Here is a 15,667-nt window from a genome sequence, read left to right as displayed (position 1 = left end):
CGATGACCCGCTATCTCGTCACCGGTGGTGCAGGTTTCATCGGTTCGAACTTCGTGCGGACCGTCCTCAGCGAGGAATCGGGCGCGGCGGTGACGAATCTGGATCTGCTCACGTATGCCGGGGTGAAGGCCACCGTCGGCGAGCTCGACGAGTTGTCGGGCCACCGGTTCGTCCACGGCGACATCCGTGACCGGGACCTGGTCGAGGAGTTGATGCCTGGTCACGATGTGGTGGTGAATTTCGCTGCCGAGAGCCATGTGGATCGGTCCATCGACGGTCCGGTGGTCTTCGCCGAGACGAATCTGGTCGGCACGGCGGTGCTGATCGACGCTGCCCGCCGGCACGATGTGCCGTTGTTCGTGCAGGTGTCGACCGATGAGGTGTACGGGTCGATCGAGGATGGTTTCGCCTCCGAGAGCGGTGTGCTGGAGCCGTCGTCTCCGTACTCGGCGTCCAAGGCCGCCGCGGACCTGTACGTGCGTTCCTACGGGGTCACCTACGGGTATCGGGCGATCGTGACCCGCTGCACGAACAACTACGGGCCCTACCAGTTTCCCGAGAAGGTCATCCCGCTGTTCGTGACGAACCTGATGGAGGGCCGCAAGGTGCCCCTGTACGGTACCGGCCGCAACGAACGGGACTGGCTGCACGTCGATGACCATGTCGCCGCGCTGCGCCTGCTGATCGAAGAGGGCACTCCAGGCGAGATCTACAACATCGGGGCGAACGCGCAGGTGACGAACCTGGAGTTGACCCGCAGGATTCTGGCGGCGTTCGGCAGGGACGAGTCGTCGATCACCTACGTGACCGACCGGCCCGGACACGACCTGCGATACGCCGTGGATTCGTCCAAGATCCGGGCGCTCGGGTGGGCGCCGACCGGGACGCTGGACGAGCGCTTGGCCGAGACGATCGACTGGTACCGGCGTCGCGAGGACTGGTGGCGCCCGTTGAAGGGGGAGCGAGGATGAAGGGCATCGTTCTGGCGGGAGGAGCCGGGAGCCGCCTGGATCCGATCACACGGGTCGCTTCGAAGCAGCTCCAGCCGGTCTACGACAAACCGATGATCTACTACCCGCTGTCGACACTCATGCTCGCAGGGATCCGCGACATCCTGATCATCACGACTCCCGCAGACGTACCCCGGTTCCGGCATCTGCTCGGGGACGGGTCCCAGTGGGGCATCGATCTGGCCTACGCCACCCAGGCTGAACCGAAAGGAATCGCTCAGGCGTTCCTCGTGGGTGAGCCGTTCATCGGCGGTGACCCGGTGACGCTGATCCTCGGCGACAACATCTTTCATGGACGGATCGGCCTCGAGGACGTTGTCGAGTCGTTCACTGATGGGGCGGTGATCTTCGGCTATCCGGTACGGGATCCGCAGCGCTACGGCGTCGTCGAGTTCGCCCCGGACGGACAGGTGCTGTCGCTGGAGGAGAAACCGGAGCAACCCAGGTCGCGGCATGCGATACCAGGCCTCTACGTGTACGACAACGAGGTGGTGTCGGTGGCCAAGTCGATGCAACCGTCGGCTCGGGGCGAGCTGGAGATCACCGACGTCAACCTGGCGTACCTGAAGCGTGGCCGACTCCAGGTGCATCTGTTCGATCGCGGGGTCGCGTGGCTCGACAGCGGCACGCACGACAGCCTGCTGGAAGCGGCGAATTTCATCGCCACCGTCGAACGCCGCCAGAGCCTCAAGATCGCTTGTCTCGAGGAGATCGCCTTCCGCAAAGGACTCATCGACGAAGACAAGCTCCGTCGGGTCGTCGAGACGATGCCGGTCTCGTCATATCGCGCGTACCTCGAAGAAATCCTCGCCGAGCGGCGATGACGCCCCGAGTCGCAGTCACCGGCGCATCGGGCCAGCTCGGCACCGCGTTCGCCAAACTACTTCCTGAAGCCACACTGTTGACCCGCGCCGACCTGAACCTCGCCGACGTTGCGTCGATCGTCCCGACCCTCGATGAGCTGGCACCCGCCACACTCATCAACTGCGCCGCCTACACCGCCGTCGACGCCGCCGAGACCGACGAGCAGACCGCGTTCACTGTCAACGCCGCCGCGGTGGAGGCGATGGCCGCCTGGTGCGCGTCGCACAGTGCACGGTTCGTCACCTACTCGACCGACTACGTCTTCGACGGCACCGCCGAGCGCCCGTACATCGAGTCGGACCCGACCGCCCCGATCAACGCCTACGGACGTACGAAGGCCGCCGGGGAACGCCTGGCCCTGGCCGCCAACCCACAAAGCCTGATCGTTCGCACTTCGTGGCTGATCTCCGGCACCCACCCGAACTTCATCTCGACGGTCCTGGAGCGAGCCGGAAAGGGAACCGTGCAGGTAGTAGACGACCAGTGGGGCTGCCCCACAATCGCCGACGACCTCGCCGTCGCCACCCTGCGAACCCTCGAAGCCGACGCGACCGGAATCCTGCACCTCACCAACCAAGGAGTCACCACCTGGTACGGAGTTGCCCGCCGAGCCGTCGAGCTGGCAGGTCTCGACCCCGACCTGGTGCAACGCACGACCAGTGACGCGTTCCCCCGCCCTGCACCGAGACCCCACTGGTCCGTGCTCGGCTCCGAGCGCCTGGCAGAGCTCGACATCGAACCCCTGACACTCTGGGAACAATCACTTCCGTACATCGTTCAAGCCATCATCGACTGGCCATAGCCGAACACCCACCCGACGGCTACGCCCTTGGCACCCAGCCCTCACCGCTCGCCGTGCCCACTCAGGGGAACCATGGGAGGGCGTCACAAGTCACTTCTCTGAGGGGGAAGGATTCCGAACGGGGGATCCGACGAGGGCGTCGACCCGTTCGTTTCGGATCGCAGCGTCGGATGTAGGCCCATTGCTTCACCTCGGGCCCAAGTACACTCACCGGCGTGAAGATCTACACGAAGAAGGGTGACGACGGCACCACCGGGCTCTTCTACGGGGGCCGTGTCCCCAAGGACGATCTCGCCCCGGAAGCGTACGGAACCGTCGACGAGGCGGTGGCGGCCCTCGGTGTCGCGAGGACCCAGGCCGGGGGTCTCGTGGGTGAACGGATCCTCGCCGTCCAGCGTGACCTGTTCGTGATCGCAGCCGAGCTTGCGACGGCACCCGGCAACCGTCACAAGCTTCAGCCGGGGACCAGTGCGACGACCTCCGAGATGACCGAACGCCTCGAGTCCTGGATCGACGAACTGGTCGACGAGGTCGGCCTGCCCGGCGAGTTCGTCGTGCCGGGCCAGGCGCCGCTACCCGCCTTGATCGAGCACGCCCGCACGATCGTGCGCCGTGCAGAACGCCGCTGCGTCACCTATTCGCGCCAGGGCGGCCTCGAAGAGGCGCTGCGTTACCTCAACCGGCTCGCCGACTACCTCTACGTGCTCGCCCGGGCCACCGAATCCGAATGGGAACCCAGCAAACAAGGAGACGAGAAGTGAACATCACCGCAGGAGGCCCGCTCGAGTCCGAATCGGGAGAGGCGCTCGCCGTCCCCGTGTTCGAAGACCGCACCTGGGGTCCCGGAGCCGACTGGGCAGCAGAACAACTCGGTGACTGGCTCGACGAGTACCTGGACGAACAGGACTTCTCCGGCAAGGCCGGCGAGATCCTCGCCGTGCCCACCGGCGGGCGACTTGGATTCCGAACCTTGTTCCTCGTTGGTCTCGGATCGGATGTCGACCTCGAGGCGCTCCGAAAAGCGGCCGGCTGGCTGGGTCGCAAGGCCGCCAAGACGGTGGATGTGGCCACGACTCTGCATCAGGTCGATCTGGACGGTACGGCCGGTGCGGTCGTCGAAGGGTTCCTCCTCGGCCAGTACCGGTTCGACACGTACAAGTCGGAGCCGAAACCCGCCAAGACCGAGTCGCTGAGATTCGTTGGCGAAGGTGCCGAAGATGCTGCCGGGCGGGCAGGGGACGCAGCGGTGATCGTCGATGCGGTGGTGCTCGCCCGTGATCTCATCAACGAACCCGCACTGGCGAAGGCCCCCGCCGTCCTGGCGGACAAGGCACGCGAGATCGGCCGATCCGTGGGGGTCACCGTCAAGGTCCTCGAGCCCGACGAGATCGAGGCCGAACGTCTCGGAGGACTGATGGGTGTCTCGATGGGAGCGCACAATCCTGCGCGTCTGGTCGAATTCGCCTACGAACCCGCCGATCCGAAAGCGTTCCTGGCTCTGGTCGGCAAGGGGATCGTGTTCGATTCCGGCGGCCTGTCGCTCAAGACCGGCACGGGCATGGAGACGATGAAGACGGACATGTCGGGAGCCGCCGCGGTGTTCGGGGCGGTCCAGGCGATCGCCTCGCTCGGCATTGCGGTGAAGGTGATCGGGATCGCACCGCTGACCGAGAACATGCCCGGCGGAGGAGCGATGCGTCCCGGCGACGTGATCCGTCCTCGCAACGGCAAGACCGTGGAGGTGCTCAACACCGACGCAGAAGGCCGCCTGGTTCTGGCCGACGGCCTCTCACTCGCCAGCGAAGCCGAACCGGACCTGATCGTCGACGTGGCCACTCTGACGGGAGCGTGCAAGGTGGCGCTCGGCGAGAAGATCGGTGGTCTGTGGGCCAACGATGACGACGCAGCCGAGCAGGTGCTCGCCGCCGCGGCGCGGGCGGGGGAGCGGTTCTGGCACATGCCACTGCCGGACGACTACCGCAAGAACATCGACTCGGATATCGCCGACATGAAGAACACCGGGATCCGCTGGGGCGGTGCGATCAACGCCGCGCTGTTCCTCTCAGAGTTCGTCGCTGAAGGCGTGCCGTGGGTGCATCTCGACATCGCCGGTCCGGGTCGCTGGCCCGAGGACGAGCACTACCAGTTCAAGGGCGGTTCCGGGTTCGGTGTGCGGACTTTGATCGCTCTCGCCGAAGACCTGGCGTCCTGAACCCTTCAAGGGAATGACACCATTAGTCGATACCTGAAGAGGAGAATGGTCCATATGCACGTCCGGCCGACGCTGGTGCTTCTGCTTGCCGCCGCGATGGTGGCTTCGCTGGCGCCCGTCGCCGGCGCCGTTCCCGCCGACGGTGAGGTCGAGTTCGCCGGTGGCGGCTATGGGCATGGCATCGGTCTCAGCCAGTACGGCGCGCAGGGCATGGCCCTCGACGGCAAGACGGCCGGCGAGATCGCCACCCACTACTTCTTCGGCACGTCGATTGGGCAGGTCGCCGATATGCTTCCGGCCGACAACTTCCTGCTCGCCTACGACCAGCCGTTGTGGGTTGGCCTGCTCCAGAGCAGGCTCACCTTCCAGTTCAGGGCGATCGGCGGCGATCTCGAACTGTGCCAGGCAAACGACGGCGAGGGAGCCTGCCCGAAGTCGGTCACCCCGCGCGACGGTGAGCTGTGGTCGTTCACGTTCAACGGCAGCCAATGCCAGTTCGAGTTCGGCGGGGTGCCCCAGGGCAACCCCGGGGATTGCTCGGCGAGCATCTCGTGGACCGAAGGAACCAGGGTGGAACTCCCGGACCTCGGACTCAGCTTTGCGCATGGCACCTTGAAGATCCGTCCCGTCGGCACGCTGCCGACGCTGAAGTTCCACGTGTCGCTGGCGGTCGACGTCGAGGACTACATCGCAGGTATCGCCGAGATGCCGCCGTCGTGGGAAGCGTCCGCGTTGCAGGCCCAGGCGATCGCGGCCCGCAGCTACGCGATCGCCAAAGCGCAGCAGCGTGAGACCGGCGATCGGGTCGGCACCCTCGCGGATGCGGGTCTGAGCAGCTACTGGAAAGACAAGTGCTGGTGCCACGTGCGGCGAACCTCCGTCGACCAGGTCTACAACGGGTGGGATCAGGAGCAACAGTCGTCCTGGGTGGCTGCGGCGACCGCAACGGCCGGGAAGGTCCTCACACACCCCGACTCCGGCTTCACTCAGAACGGGGTCATCGAAGCCTTCTACACCTCGTCGTCATCCGGTGTGACGGAAACCAACATCGGCGGGTTCGGATCGTTAGTCCAGTACCCATACCTCGTTTCCGTCGACGACTCGTGGGCGTCCGATCCTGCGCTCAACCCGCTGGCCGTCTGGTCCAAGACGGTTGCCGCATCGACCATCGTGTCGGCCCTGGCCACAACGACCCGGGAGTGGCACGCAGACTTCGACACCCTCACCGGGGCGTCGCTCATCAACGGACCACCCGAAGCTTTCGTCCGGTTCAGCGGGACGACCGGCGGTATCGCGAGCAGCGTCGACGCCCCGGGCTGGTGGCTGCGCTCGGTGTTCGGGCTGCTGTCTCCTCAGGTGACCGGTGTCACGATGGGCGGCGATGCGCCGCCACCGCCGGGTGAAGTGCAACGGCTGTGGGGCGAGGACCGATATGCCACCGCGGCGGCCCTATCGGAGGCGACGTACCCGGACGGTGCCTCGGTCGTGTACATCGCCACAGGCGAGAACTTCGCGGACGCGCTCACCGCGGCGCCGGCCGCTCACCAGGAAGGCGCACCGATCCTGCTCACCTTGACCGACCTGCTTCCTTCCGCGACGAAGCTGGAACTGACGCGTCTGAATCCGGGCCGGATCGTGATCCTGGGCGGCCCTGCCGCCGTGTCCGCCTCGGTGGAGACGGAGCTGGCGGCGTTTGCTCCCCAGGTCGTCCGCCGTGAAGGCCCGACTCGTTTCGAGACGGCGGTCGAAGTGTCGAGAGCAGTGTTCGCCGCCGGGGTTCCGGTGGTCTACGTCGTACCCGGATTCGACTTCCCCGAAGCCCTCGCAGCCGGACCGGCGGCGGCGGCCCAAGGAGGCCCGGTCCTGCCGATGCACCCGGCCGTGATCCCGACGGCGGTGAAAGATGAGCTCGCGCGTCTCGAACCTGCCCGCATCGTCATCGTCGGTGACGAGGGGGCGGTCAGTGGGGAGATCGAAGCGGAGCTCGCCGCCTACACGACCGGTGCGGTGGAGCGGATCGCCGGGGCAGACCTCTATGAGACCGCGGCGCTCGTATCGGCACAGGTGTTCGGCTCGGGGGTGGCGACGGCATACGTGGCGCGCGGTGACCTGTTCCCCGACGGGCTTGCCGCTGCACCCGCGGCTGCAGCGATGGGTGCACCGGTCTTGCTCGTCGCCTCCGACGCCATCCCGGATTCGGTAGACGCCGAACTCGTCCGGCTGCTTCCCCACGACATCGTCGTCGCAGGCGGCGAAGGTGCCGTCTCGGCGGAGGTCGAGCAGGCGCTTCAGGCGTTCCTGCAATGATGATCCAGGGTGTTGTGGCCCGACACCGGTGTATGTACGACATGGGAAGATCCGTGATATGAAACCAAGCAGGACGCCTCCTGTCATTGTCATCGGGGCACACCGTTCCGGTACGAGCCTTGCGACCGGTCTGTTGGAGCGACTTGGCCTTTTCTCGGGCTGGTGGAAAGAGGCCAATTCCGAATCGCGAATGTTCCTGCGGTGGAACATGATGTTGCTCCGCAAGAGTGGAGGCAGGTGGGACCATCCGGCTGCGGTTCGTCACCTGCTGGCAACCGAGAGCCTCAAGGCGTCCTACGCCCACGGTATTGGGTCGCTGCTGGATTCGCCGTTGCTCGTCGCGTACCTCGGTCCCCTTCGATACGCCCGGTATCGTTCGCTGTCACGATTGGACTTTCCATGGGGCTGGAAGGATCCTCGAAACACATTCACGCTGCCGCTGTGGCTGAACCTGTTCCCCCGGGCGAAAGTCCTTCACGTGCGGCGACACGGTGTCGACGTGGCTGCGAGCCTTTTCGAACGGAGCCTTGCTCACCGTGAGCGAAGCGATCGGCTGGAAGCTCGAGGTGCAGCACTCTTTGTTCTTGGCGCCTATGCGGGACCGTACGCACGGTCATCGCCGGCCGACCGGCTGTCGGGAGCCTTCGAGATCTGGGAGGAGTACATGGCGGAGGCAAGCGGGCAGATTGCGCAGCTGCCTCCAGAGCGAGCACTCGAGATCGACTATGAGGACATCCTGTCCAGTCCCGTCGAAACCGTGAGGGCAGCGGCCGACTTCTGCGGACTGGAGGTCGGCGAAGACGCGCTTCACGACGCCGTGCGGTCTATTGATCCGCGTCGAGGATTCGCATATCGACGAGATCCGGCGTTGGTCCGAATGGCCGAGGAGATGGGGGATCGGCTCCGCCGGTTTGGGTACGATTCGTAGTCGGATCGCCGAAGGGTTCGCGAGACTTGTTCGGGGCTCCGCTGACGGCTCTCGGAGCGATCACGTCATACATCGCGACCGCGGACATTCCCGCTACGGGCGGGGCGCATCCCGATCGAAGACGGCCCAGTTCGCCGACTCCGCCACGATGCTCCAGCGACTCGATGCATCTGCGAATCGGTCGTCGGAACGCTCTAGAACAACGAAACGTACGTTGTAGTCCTCCAAGATCGTCAGATCGTCCTGATCGAGCATCGGCGATGTGCTTGTGTAGAACTGCTCGAGTGCTTCTTCGCGTCTCACTCCGTCGTCCACGTGCTCACGAGGGAAGTGCCATCGGGTGCCCTGAGGGCCCCGGAAGGCGAGGAGGGAAACCTCCGGGACGTAGGAGGGAAGGCGCACGCCGATCGGGTGGTTCGGAGCGATCGCGAAATCTCCCGGCTGCGCGTGGCGGTTGATCTCGAGGAACATCGGCGTGAGTTCTACATCGGCACGAAACTGTGATCGAGTTCCGCTCCAGTCCGCGTAGGCGGTGGGGATCAGAGGCATCTGAACCGCCAGAGCGAGGACGACCGCGACCAATGGAGCGGCTGCGAGCTGCTTTCGATCGGCAACCCCGAGCGCGTCGGCTGCGGCCGGAGCCACGTAGGGAATAGGGAGGAGCCATGTGAATCTCCAGAGCATTCCCACTCCAAGGAGATGCCCCAGGAACGGCGTGATGAGGGGGTTGAAAGCCAGTAGCACCGTTGCCAGCGTGAGCGATGCAACAAGCGTTGTGCGAGCGTTCCGCCGGAACAGGAGGAGCATCACCGAGAGGCTGGACATGCCGAGGGTGAGGGGGTTCATGACGAGGAGGGGATGAACCGAGAGAAGCTTGGAGTGACGAATCCAAAGCCGGCTCATGTTCGACCGGAGTTGAACCGAGCTCAATTCGAGGGCATCAGGAGATCCGGGAGCCGGACCAACGGTCTGAAGTCGGAAGTAGCCGATGAGCGGGACGACGAGTGCTGCTGCGAACGACAGTCCCGCAACGATGAGAACTTTGCGTTCCTCCACTCTGAGGATGAAGCCCAGCGCGGCCCAGGATCCCAGCCCCGCCATCACGATGAGGTAGGTGATGGGGTGAACGGCAGCGAGTCCGAGTCCGGCGAGCATACCGAACAGGGCGACACGCTTGAGCGACTGGTGACGGAGTTTGAGGATTGCCGCAAAGATCAACGGGGCAAGAATGAGCATGGCCGCGAACTTGTCTTCGGTGATTCTGAACAGCAGTGCATTGCCGGGTGCCGAGTGCTGGGGGGTCGTGAGGAACCACGCGAGTTGAACGCCGACGGCCGCCGTTCCCCAGGCCGGCCGTCCTCCGAGTGTCTTGCCGAGGACGTATGTCGAGAGGAGGGCGATGATGGCAAGGAAGACCGGGAGGTGGTCCTGGAGCAGGACGGGGACTTCCAGCGAGGAGGCGCGGGCGCCAACGCCCAGCAAGCCCAGCCACAGGTTCAAGGACTGGCGGGGGAAGACCGGGACGTCGGTACCGAGTACCGGATCCGACGCCATGAGCGGCATGTTGGCTGCCGAATCTGCGATGTACGCGCCGTAGGCCCAGTCGTCGGAATCCCTTCCCGAGAGGAACACGGTTGCAGCACCGGCAACGAGGAGCACGATGAGCATGACTGTCGGAACGAGCTTCGGGGGCGATGGTTTCTTGACCGGGGCGACGTACGTTTGGGCAATGTATGCGCACAAGCCCAACCCGATGGCTGCCGTTCCCCACACGGCCGGGGACCAATGCATCGTGGTGGCAATGGCGAAGAGCGGAAACTGGATGCCGAAGGCCATGGGCAGGCCAAGCATCGTGGAGACGACGATTCCTCCTTCGAATCCGAAGAACCGGCCGAGAGACATGGCGGGCAGGACGATGAGGGCTGCGAAGACCAGGATCCAACCGTAGGGCTGTGAGCGCGGTACGCCGACGAGACATGTCACTGCCCCTGCTGCGACAGCCATCCCAAGGAGGATCGGCAGCGTCTTTCTGCCACCGGTCGGCAGTGATGTTCGGGTTGCGTGCATAGGCGGGTTCGCGTTCTCGCTGTCAGAGGTGTGTGTCGACACTACTCGTGGACCTGAGAGAGGCCCAGGCAATGCCGACAACGAGGCGTGCGGTGACTGTGACCGCAAAGACTGCAACGGAAAGAGAGAGGGCTGACGCAGACGGGTAGCCGATCAGGGCGAAGAGGCCAATCATTGACAGATCGCGAATGCCAAGCCCGCTGATGGATATCGGAAGAAAAACCACGGCTCCGACGAACGTCATGATCGCAGACATCTCCAGCAAAGAGATAGGAATATCGAGTCCCAGTGCGAGAAGCCACACGAACGTGAACTGGGCGAAGCGGGCCCCAAGACTCAGAGCGGCGACGGCAGTGTGGTGCCGCGGCCCCATGCGGTCACCGAGAGAGCCGAGGCCGGCGAGCTTCGGTCGTCTTGGGAACAGACGTGCCAGCAGCCGACCAAGAGTCCTCATCCCAGCGGGCGAGAGAGCCAGAATCGCCAAGCCGAGAACCGCAAGAACGAGGAGTGTGATCGTCGCAGGGGTCAGCCTTGTCGTGTCCGATGGAAGCACGATGGCCGCGACCGGCGCGAGGGCCACCAGAACGAGAACGTCGTAGGCCTTGTCGAAGACGACTGCGAAACCAGTCGTCTTGGCATCTGCGCCGGCAAGTCGCATGTCGTAGAGACGACCAAGAGATCCGAGGCCTTCTCCGAGAAGCGCACTGCCTGCAAACCCAAGGGCAAAGGATCTCACCACGACTGCCGTCGGTGTGTCGATCCCGAGGAGCCTCACGACGATCAGCCACCGCCATGCCCGCACAGCCAACATGACCGAGAAGGCGATCAGTGCAAGTCCGAAGAACATCGGGTCGATGCTTGCGATACGTTTCAGCGCCTCGCCGAGATCGAATCGCAGAGCGATCCATATCACGAGGATGGTCGGGACGAGGAGACGCCCGAGTTTGCGTTTCACGAGGAGGTCCGCGGAAACAGGGCCCACACGTAGCCGACAGCGGTGGCGACCGTCAGGCCGAGGGCCCTGGGAAGCGTCCAGCGACCATCAACGGATGCTTTCCGGAATCCTGCAAGCAACAGCATCGGTAGCCTCCGAACGGTATTGCTCCACCCGTGGGCATATGCAAAAGCGAGAAGTCTCTCCCTCGAGATCTGGACGGCCCGCCGGAAATCGTCTGCGACGTTCTCCGTCGACGGCCGTGAATCATGCGTCACCGAGACCGAGCTCACGGCGCGGATTTCCATGCCAAGCTCGTGTATCCGAAGAGAGAGGTTGATGTCTTCGGCGTAGTGCCGCATGCGAACGTCGAATGGGACACCTCCGAGTTGCTGCAACATGTCCTGATGCAGCGCAAAGGCGCCCCCAGAAAGCGCCGAAGTCGGCTCGAATGGATCGGACGGCCGTCTCCATAGCATCGCTCCGGACCAGTCGAGCCATGGGATCAGGGGGACGCCGCTCCAGGGGAAGATCTGGGCGAACGTGACGGCCGTCTTGGGTCCCGCAGAGCGGGCGGCCTCTTCGACGACACCGGCTGCCGGAACGGTGTCCTGGTTGAGGTAGAGAACGACCTCACCGCGGGCCTTACGAGTCAGCAGGTTGTTCCCACCGACGAAGAGGAGGTTGCGGTCCGAGAGCACGAGCTGGGTATCACTCCAGTTGGACTCGATCCAGTCGGCGGTACCGTCGGTCGAGTTGTTATCGAGGATCAGGACTTCGTCTTTCTCGCTCAACTGAGCGTCGAGTGCCTCCTTGAGCTTTGGCAGATATGAAAGCCCGTTGAAAGCGACGATCACTACCGAGACTCTTGGGTTCATACGTAGCCGAGGCCGCGCAATCGTTCTTCGATTGCAGCCTCCTCTTCCTCTGTGAACGTCGGCTCATCTCCGTTGACCGGTGCGGAGTCCCTTGCTGCCCGCACCACGTCGCGATCCTCGATCAGGATCTCCTGCAGGACTCGGCCCTGGGTCGATGCCGGGATATCTTCCCCCATGGCGTGGATGATGGTGGGGGCGAGATCTTCGAGGTGCTGGTCGACTGCTCTCGCCTCGGCGGTGGGCTCGGTCGTTCCGGGCCCCCACCATATTCCTATGCCGGGCATCCGGTGTGTCCCGGAGATGCCTTGTTTGAGATCTTCGAACACTCGGTTGGAGCCGAACTCGAATTCTCCGAAGCCGAAGAATTCGAGCCCTTTCGGCAGGAACAGGATGTCCGGTCCGTCATCGACGTGCTCACCCGACCAGATCTCATCCGAGAAGACGACCTGCTCGACGACCGGCTCGCCGTCGCGCATCCATGCCTCCAGGCGTTGTCTGATGTCTCTGCGGACGGAGTCGTAGTCATCGGGGCTGACGGTTCCTTGCGGCTCCCGCCCCTCGACGTTGAGGAACACTTGCCCCACGTTGCCGATCGAATACGCGGAAGTTTTGGTCCAGTCGACGTCTCTGAAGGAGAGAAAGAACGTCGTGAGAAGTGATCGCCCGTGCCCGCGAACCACCTCGCGCTTCAGCTTTCCGAGGCCGAGGCGTATGAGGACGCCGTACAGCGCCATCGGGGTGAATCCCAGACGATAAAGGCGATAGCGGATCCTGCTCGTGAGATTCGATTTGAGCCGGAGCAGGCCTTCTCCCAGAAGCCAGTTGTTGACGTGGATGAGGCCCTTGAGGGGACCTCCACCGTGATCGCTCATGACGAGCAACATGCGATCCTCGCGTTCTGCGGTGTCCATGAACTCGCCCAGGTAGCCATCTATGCGTTGGTAGTAGTCGCAGATGGCGCCGCGGTGACGCTCGGGCGCCGACGGATCGTGTGCCGGGTGGGTCTCGTCCATGAGGTGCCAGAGGGCGTGCTGTGCGGTATCGGTACCGTTGAACGCAACCATCTCGAAGTCATACTCTCGTTCCTCGCGCAACAGCCGCCAGGTCTGCATGCGACCCTCTGCCGCAAGATGCAGTCGCGTGATGAAGCCCTCGGTGCCTTGGCTGCTGTACGCCTCGCCGGGATCCGGATACAGGACGTACGAAGGGACGCGCTGTGCGATCTCTGCAAAACGATCCGCCGGAGACACCGCAGAGGCATCCCATTTCGGCGCGGGCATTCCTGCGATCATCACACCGTCGATGGGTTTCGGCGGGTAGGTCATCGGCACGTTGATGACGAGAGCGGATCGCCCTCTTGTCGCGAGGTGTTCCCAGATGGTCGGGACGGCGATATCTCTTGCCGAGAAAGGCGTGGTCTCATAGGAGCCGCTTCGGCGATAGGTCCAATCGAAGATTCCGTGTGACCCGGGTGTCACTCCCGTTGCGAACGTAACCCACGCCGGCGGGGTCATGGGAGGAATCGTGGATGGGAGTACTCCGCCGTGGCTTTCAGCCAGGAGCCGAGCGAAGTTTGGCAGGAGGCCTTCAGCGGCCCAAGGCTCGATGAGGTCGAGCGTTGCTCCGTCCAGTCCTACGACGAGAACCTTGTTCATTCCTTGTCTTCCCTTTGCTGATTCTGTTCGGTTTGGAGCCGGAGTATGGCGAGCTCTTGGGTCAACATTCGGGTTTGATCGCTGAGATGTGATATCTGCACTTGTTGGCGGAGACTCACAAACGCCAGGATGAAGACCGTGGCGCCGAGCAGGAGGTTCGGAGGATTCTTGACTCCCACGAAGTCGGCAACTGTCTCGATGACGCCTGGGAACGCCGATGCTGCTGCAATCACACCGCTGCCGATGAGCCAAGCGAGAGCATGCTCCTCGTGGAGCGTGCGTCGTCTGACGAGTACGAGCACGAGAGCGAAGATGAAGAGTGAAGCGCCGACGGCGAGAAGTCGAATCATGGCGAGTCTCGGAATTTGCTCTTGCCGAAGGTGAGTACCGCGAGTGCCAGCAGGACCTTCACTGCATAATAGGCCGCGCGAAAACCGGTGATCGTGGAGGTTCCGTGTGAACGGTCGCGCATGACGACGGGAACCTCGACGATCTTGAAGCCGGCTTGTGCGTAGTGCACGACACTCTCGACTTCCGGAAAATCATACGGGTGGCTGCGTGCAGAGAAGGCTGCGGCTCTCTGGTTGACGCAGCGGAATCCAGAAGTGGGGTCGAGGATCGGTTGGTGTGTCATCGCGCTCACCACTCGTGAGAAGAGAAGTATGCCGAGCCGTCGAAGTGGAGGCGGCTGATGGTTTCCCTGGAGACGTTTCACGAAGCGAGATCCGATCGTCACATCCGCCTCACCCGAGAGGATGGGTTGGACGAGCGCGTCGGCCCATGCCGGATCATGCTGTCCGTCTGCGTCCAGGCGAAGCACGACGTCGTAGTCGTGGAGTGTCGCCCAACGGTAGCCGGCCTGCACGGCTCCTCCGATGCCGAGGTTCAAAGGGAGTACGAGCACTGCTGCTCCGGCTCTTGCCGCCGCAAGAGCAGTCGTGTCTGTCGAACCATCACAGACGACGAGGACGTCGCCCTCCGGCAGGGCCTTGCGTATATCGGCAACGACCATGGCGATGGACGACTGCTCGTTGTAGGCGGGGATGATCGTGAGGAACCGTGGCACGGTTCAAGATGCTAGTCATTATGGGGTGGTCGGCCCCGTCCGCATACTGTCGTGGATTGTCTGCGGGAGGTGCCCGCACATACGGAGGAGGCCGACCATGAGTGACGTTACGCATCTGGGTCTTGATGTTCATAAGGAGACTACGGCGGTGGCGTTGCTTCGCCCTGGCGTTGTGGAGCCTGATCATCGGGTGATTCCTACCACGGTGGAGGCGTATCGCAAGCTTGTTACCCGGGTGGGAACCGAGGGTCTGGTGGCTTGTTACGAGGCGGGACCGTGCGGCTATGAGCCGTACCGGATCCTGTCTTCTCTTGGGGTGCGTTGTGAGGTTATTGCTCCATCGCTGATTCCGCGCAGGTCTGGGGACCGGGTCAAGACTGATCGTCTCGACGCCCGTAACCTGGCACGGTTACATCGCGCTGGTGAGCTCACTTCGATCCGGGTTCCTTCTCTCGAGGAGGAAGCGATCCGGGATCTGGTGCGGGTGCGTGAGGACATCAAGGAAGACCGCCGCCGAGCCATTCAGCGTATCAAGGCCTTCTTGTTGCGTCACGGCGTACGGTTCCCGTCGCGTCGAGGTTTCCATACCGGCCATGAGGCCTGGGCGAGGGGTCTACGTTTCGATCAACCCTGGGTCCAGGAGACCTTCGGTGAGCTACTGGCCGCCTATGAGACCCGTACGGTGCAGCTCCGCTCGTTGGATCAGCGTCTCGATGAGATGGCAGCCGTGACGCTGCTGGCTGCCCCGGTTGGGCGGCTGCGGGTCCTGCGAGGCGTCGCCACCCTGGCGGCCACCACCCTGTGCGTCGAGGTGTGTGACTTCCGCCGGTTTCGCCGTGCCCGCTCGTTTATGGCTTTCACCGGTTTGGTTCCCTGCGAGCATTCTTCGGGAGAACGCACCCGGAGGGGGTCGATCACCAAAGCCGGCAACGCCCATGTGCGCC

The 15,667-nt window shown here is 63.7% G+C and carries 14 protein-coding genes; 8 read left to right on the top strand and 6 right to left on the bottom strand.

All coding sequences use genetic code 11. From position 1 onward, the window contains the following. Positions 1-2 precede the first annotated feature (2 nt). The 7 genes from rfbB to GWP04_00545 all read left to right on the top strand — a co-directional run bounded on the left by rfbB (position 3) and on the right by GWP04_00545 (position 8,123). Positions 3-971 (top strand): dTDP-glucose 4,6-dehydratase, encoded by a 969-nt coding sequence (gene rfbB / locus GWP04_00575; GenBank protein ID NIA24041.1) that lies wholly within the window; start codon positions 3-5, stop codon positions 969-971. Beyond that, positions 968-1,834 (top strand): glucose-1-phosphate thymidylyltransferase RfbA, encoded by an 867-nt coding sequence (gene rfbA, locus GWP04_00570; GenBank protein ID NIA24040.1) that lies wholly within the window; start codon positions 968-970, stop codon positions 1,832-1,834. Before rfbB ends, rfbA begins: the two co-directional genes overlap by 4 nt. Further along, complete coding sequence (gene rfbD, locus GWP04_00565; GenBank protein NIA24039.1) at positions 1,831-2,676, top strand: dTDP-4-dehydrorhamnose reductase; 846 nt, start codon at positions 1,831-1,833, stop codon at positions 2,674-2,676. Before rfbA ends, rfbD begins: the two co-directional genes overlap by 4 nt. A gap of 215 nt (positions 2,677-2,891) precedes the next feature. Next, positions 2,892-3,437, top strand: coding sequence for a cob(I)yrinic acid a,c-diamide adenosyltransferase (locus tag GWP04_00560; GenBank protein NIA24038.1), 546 nt, complete (start codon positions 2,892-2,894; stop codon positions 3,435-3,437). Beyond that, positions 3,434-4,888, top strand: coding sequence for a leucyl aminopeptidase (locus GWP04_00555; GenBank protein NIA24037.1), 1,455 nt, complete (start codon positions 3,434-3,436; stop codon positions 4,886-4,888). The genes GWP04_00560 and GWP04_00555 overlap by 4 nt, the downstream gene beginning before the upstream one ends. A gap of 54 nt (positions 4,889-4,942) precedes the next feature. Next, a complete protein-coding gene (locus GWP04_00550; GenBank protein ID NIA24036.1) occupies positions 4,943-7,195 on the top strand; it encodes a SpoIID/LytB domain-containing protein in 2,253 nt (750 codons plus the stop codon). A gap of 58 nt (positions 7,196-7,253) precedes the next feature. Continuing rightward, positions 7,254-8,123, top strand: a complete 870-nt coding sequence (locus GWP04_00545; GenBank protein ID NIA24035.1) for a hypothetical protein — start codon at positions 7,254-7,256, stop codon at positions 8,121-8,123. Positions 8,124-8,216: 93 nt separating this feature from the next. On the opposite strand, the gene GWP04_00540 is transcribed toward GWP04_00545, so the two are convergent. From GWP04_00540 to GWP04_00515, 6 genes are all read right to left on the bottom strand, one after another. Next, entirely contained in the window at positions 8,217-10,127 is a 1,911-nt protein-coding gene (locus GWP04_00540; GenBank protein NIA24034.1) for a hypothetical protein, read from the bottom strand. Positions 10,128-10,212: 85 nt separating this feature from the next. Further along, positions 10,213-11,145 carry a hypothetical protein gene (locus tag GWP04_00535; GenBank protein NIA24033.1) on the bottom strand — a complete coding sequence of 311 codons (933 nt, stop codon included), beginning with the start codon at positions 11,143-11,145 and terminating at the stop codon, positions 10,213-10,215. Then, a complete protein-coding gene (locus GWP04_00530) occupies positions 11,142-12,002 on the bottom strand; it encodes a glycosyltransferase (GenBank protein ID NIA24032.1) in 861 nt (286 codons plus the stop codon). Before GWP04_00530 ends, GWP04_00535 begins: the two co-directional genes overlap by 4 nt. Next, positions 11,999-13,657 carry a hypothetical protein gene (locus tag GWP04_00525; GenBank protein NIA24031.1) on the bottom strand — a complete coding sequence of 553 codons (1,659 nt, stop codon included), beginning with the start codon at positions 13,655-13,657 and terminating at the stop codon, positions 11,999-12,001. Before GWP04_00525 ends, GWP04_00530 begins: the two co-directional genes overlap by 4 nt. Beyond that, the gene (locus GWP04_00520; GenBank protein ID NIA24030.1) at positions 13,654-14,007 is read right to left on the bottom strand and encodes a DUF2304 family protein; all 354 of its coding nucleotides are present in this window, start codon (positions 14,005-14,007) and stop codon (positions 13,654-13,656) included. Before GWP04_00520 ends, GWP04_00525 begins: the two co-directional genes overlap by 4 nt. Then, positions 14,004-14,723, bottom strand: coding sequence for a glycosyltransferase (locus GWP04_00515; GenBank protein NIA24029.1), 720 nt, complete (start codon positions 14,721-14,723; stop codon positions 14,004-14,006). The genes GWP04_00520 and GWP04_00515 overlap by 4 nt, the downstream gene beginning before the upstream one ends. Before the next feature lie 97 nt (positions 14,724-14,820). On the opposite strand from GWP04_00515, the gene GWP04_00510 reads away from it, so the two are divergent. Further along, positions 14,821-15,667, top strand: an 847-nt coding sequence (locus tag GWP04_00510) for an IS110 family transposase (protein ID NIA24028.1), incomplete at its 3' end; no start/stop codon positions are given.

Source organism: Gammaproteobacteria bacterium, assembly GCA_011682695.1.
GTDB lineage: Bacteria > Actinomycetota > Acidimicrobiia > Spongiisociales > UBA4744 > BMS3Bbin01.
Note: the sequence above shows the minus strand (reverse complement) of the source record. Positions and strands in the feature narration are given on the sequence as shown.

Bases quoted from the DNA above. Each gene is read 5' to 3' on its own strand.
- rfbB (NIA24041.1), top strand. From the start codon at position 3: ATGACCCGCTATCTCGTCACCGGTGGTGCAGGTTTCATCGGTTCGAAC.
- rfbA (NIA24040.1), top strand. From the start codon at position 968: ATGAAGGGCATCGTTCTGGCGGGAGGAGCCGGGAGCCGCCTGGATCCG.
- rfbD (NIA24039.1), top strand. From the start codon at position 1,831: ATGACGCCCCGAGTCGCAGTCACCGGCGCATCGGGCCAGCTCGGCACC.
- GWP04_00550 (NIA24036.1), top strand. From the start codon at position 4,943: ATGCACGTCCGGCCGACGCTGGTGCTTCTGCTTGCCGCCGCGATGGTG.
- GWP04_00545 (NIA24035.1), top strand. From the start codon at position 7,254: ATGAAACCAAGCAGGACGCCTCCTGTCATTGTCATCGGGGCACACCGT.
- GWP04_00540 (NIA24034.1), bottom strand. From the start codon at position 10,127: ATGGCTGTCGCAGCAGGGGCAGTGACATGTCTCGTCGGCGTACCGCGC.
- GWP04_00530 (NIA24032.1), bottom strand. From the start codon at position 12,002: ATGAACCCAAGAGTCTCGGTAGTGATCGTCGCTTTCAACGGGCTTTCA.
- GWP04_00525 (NIA24031.1), bottom strand. From the start codon at position 13,657: ATGAACAAGGTTCTCGTCGTAGGACTGGACGGAGCAACGCTCGACCTC.
- GWP04_00520 (NIA24030.1), bottom strand. From the start codon at position 14,007: ATGATTCGACTTCTCGCCGTCGGCGCTTCACTCTTCATCTTCGCTCTC.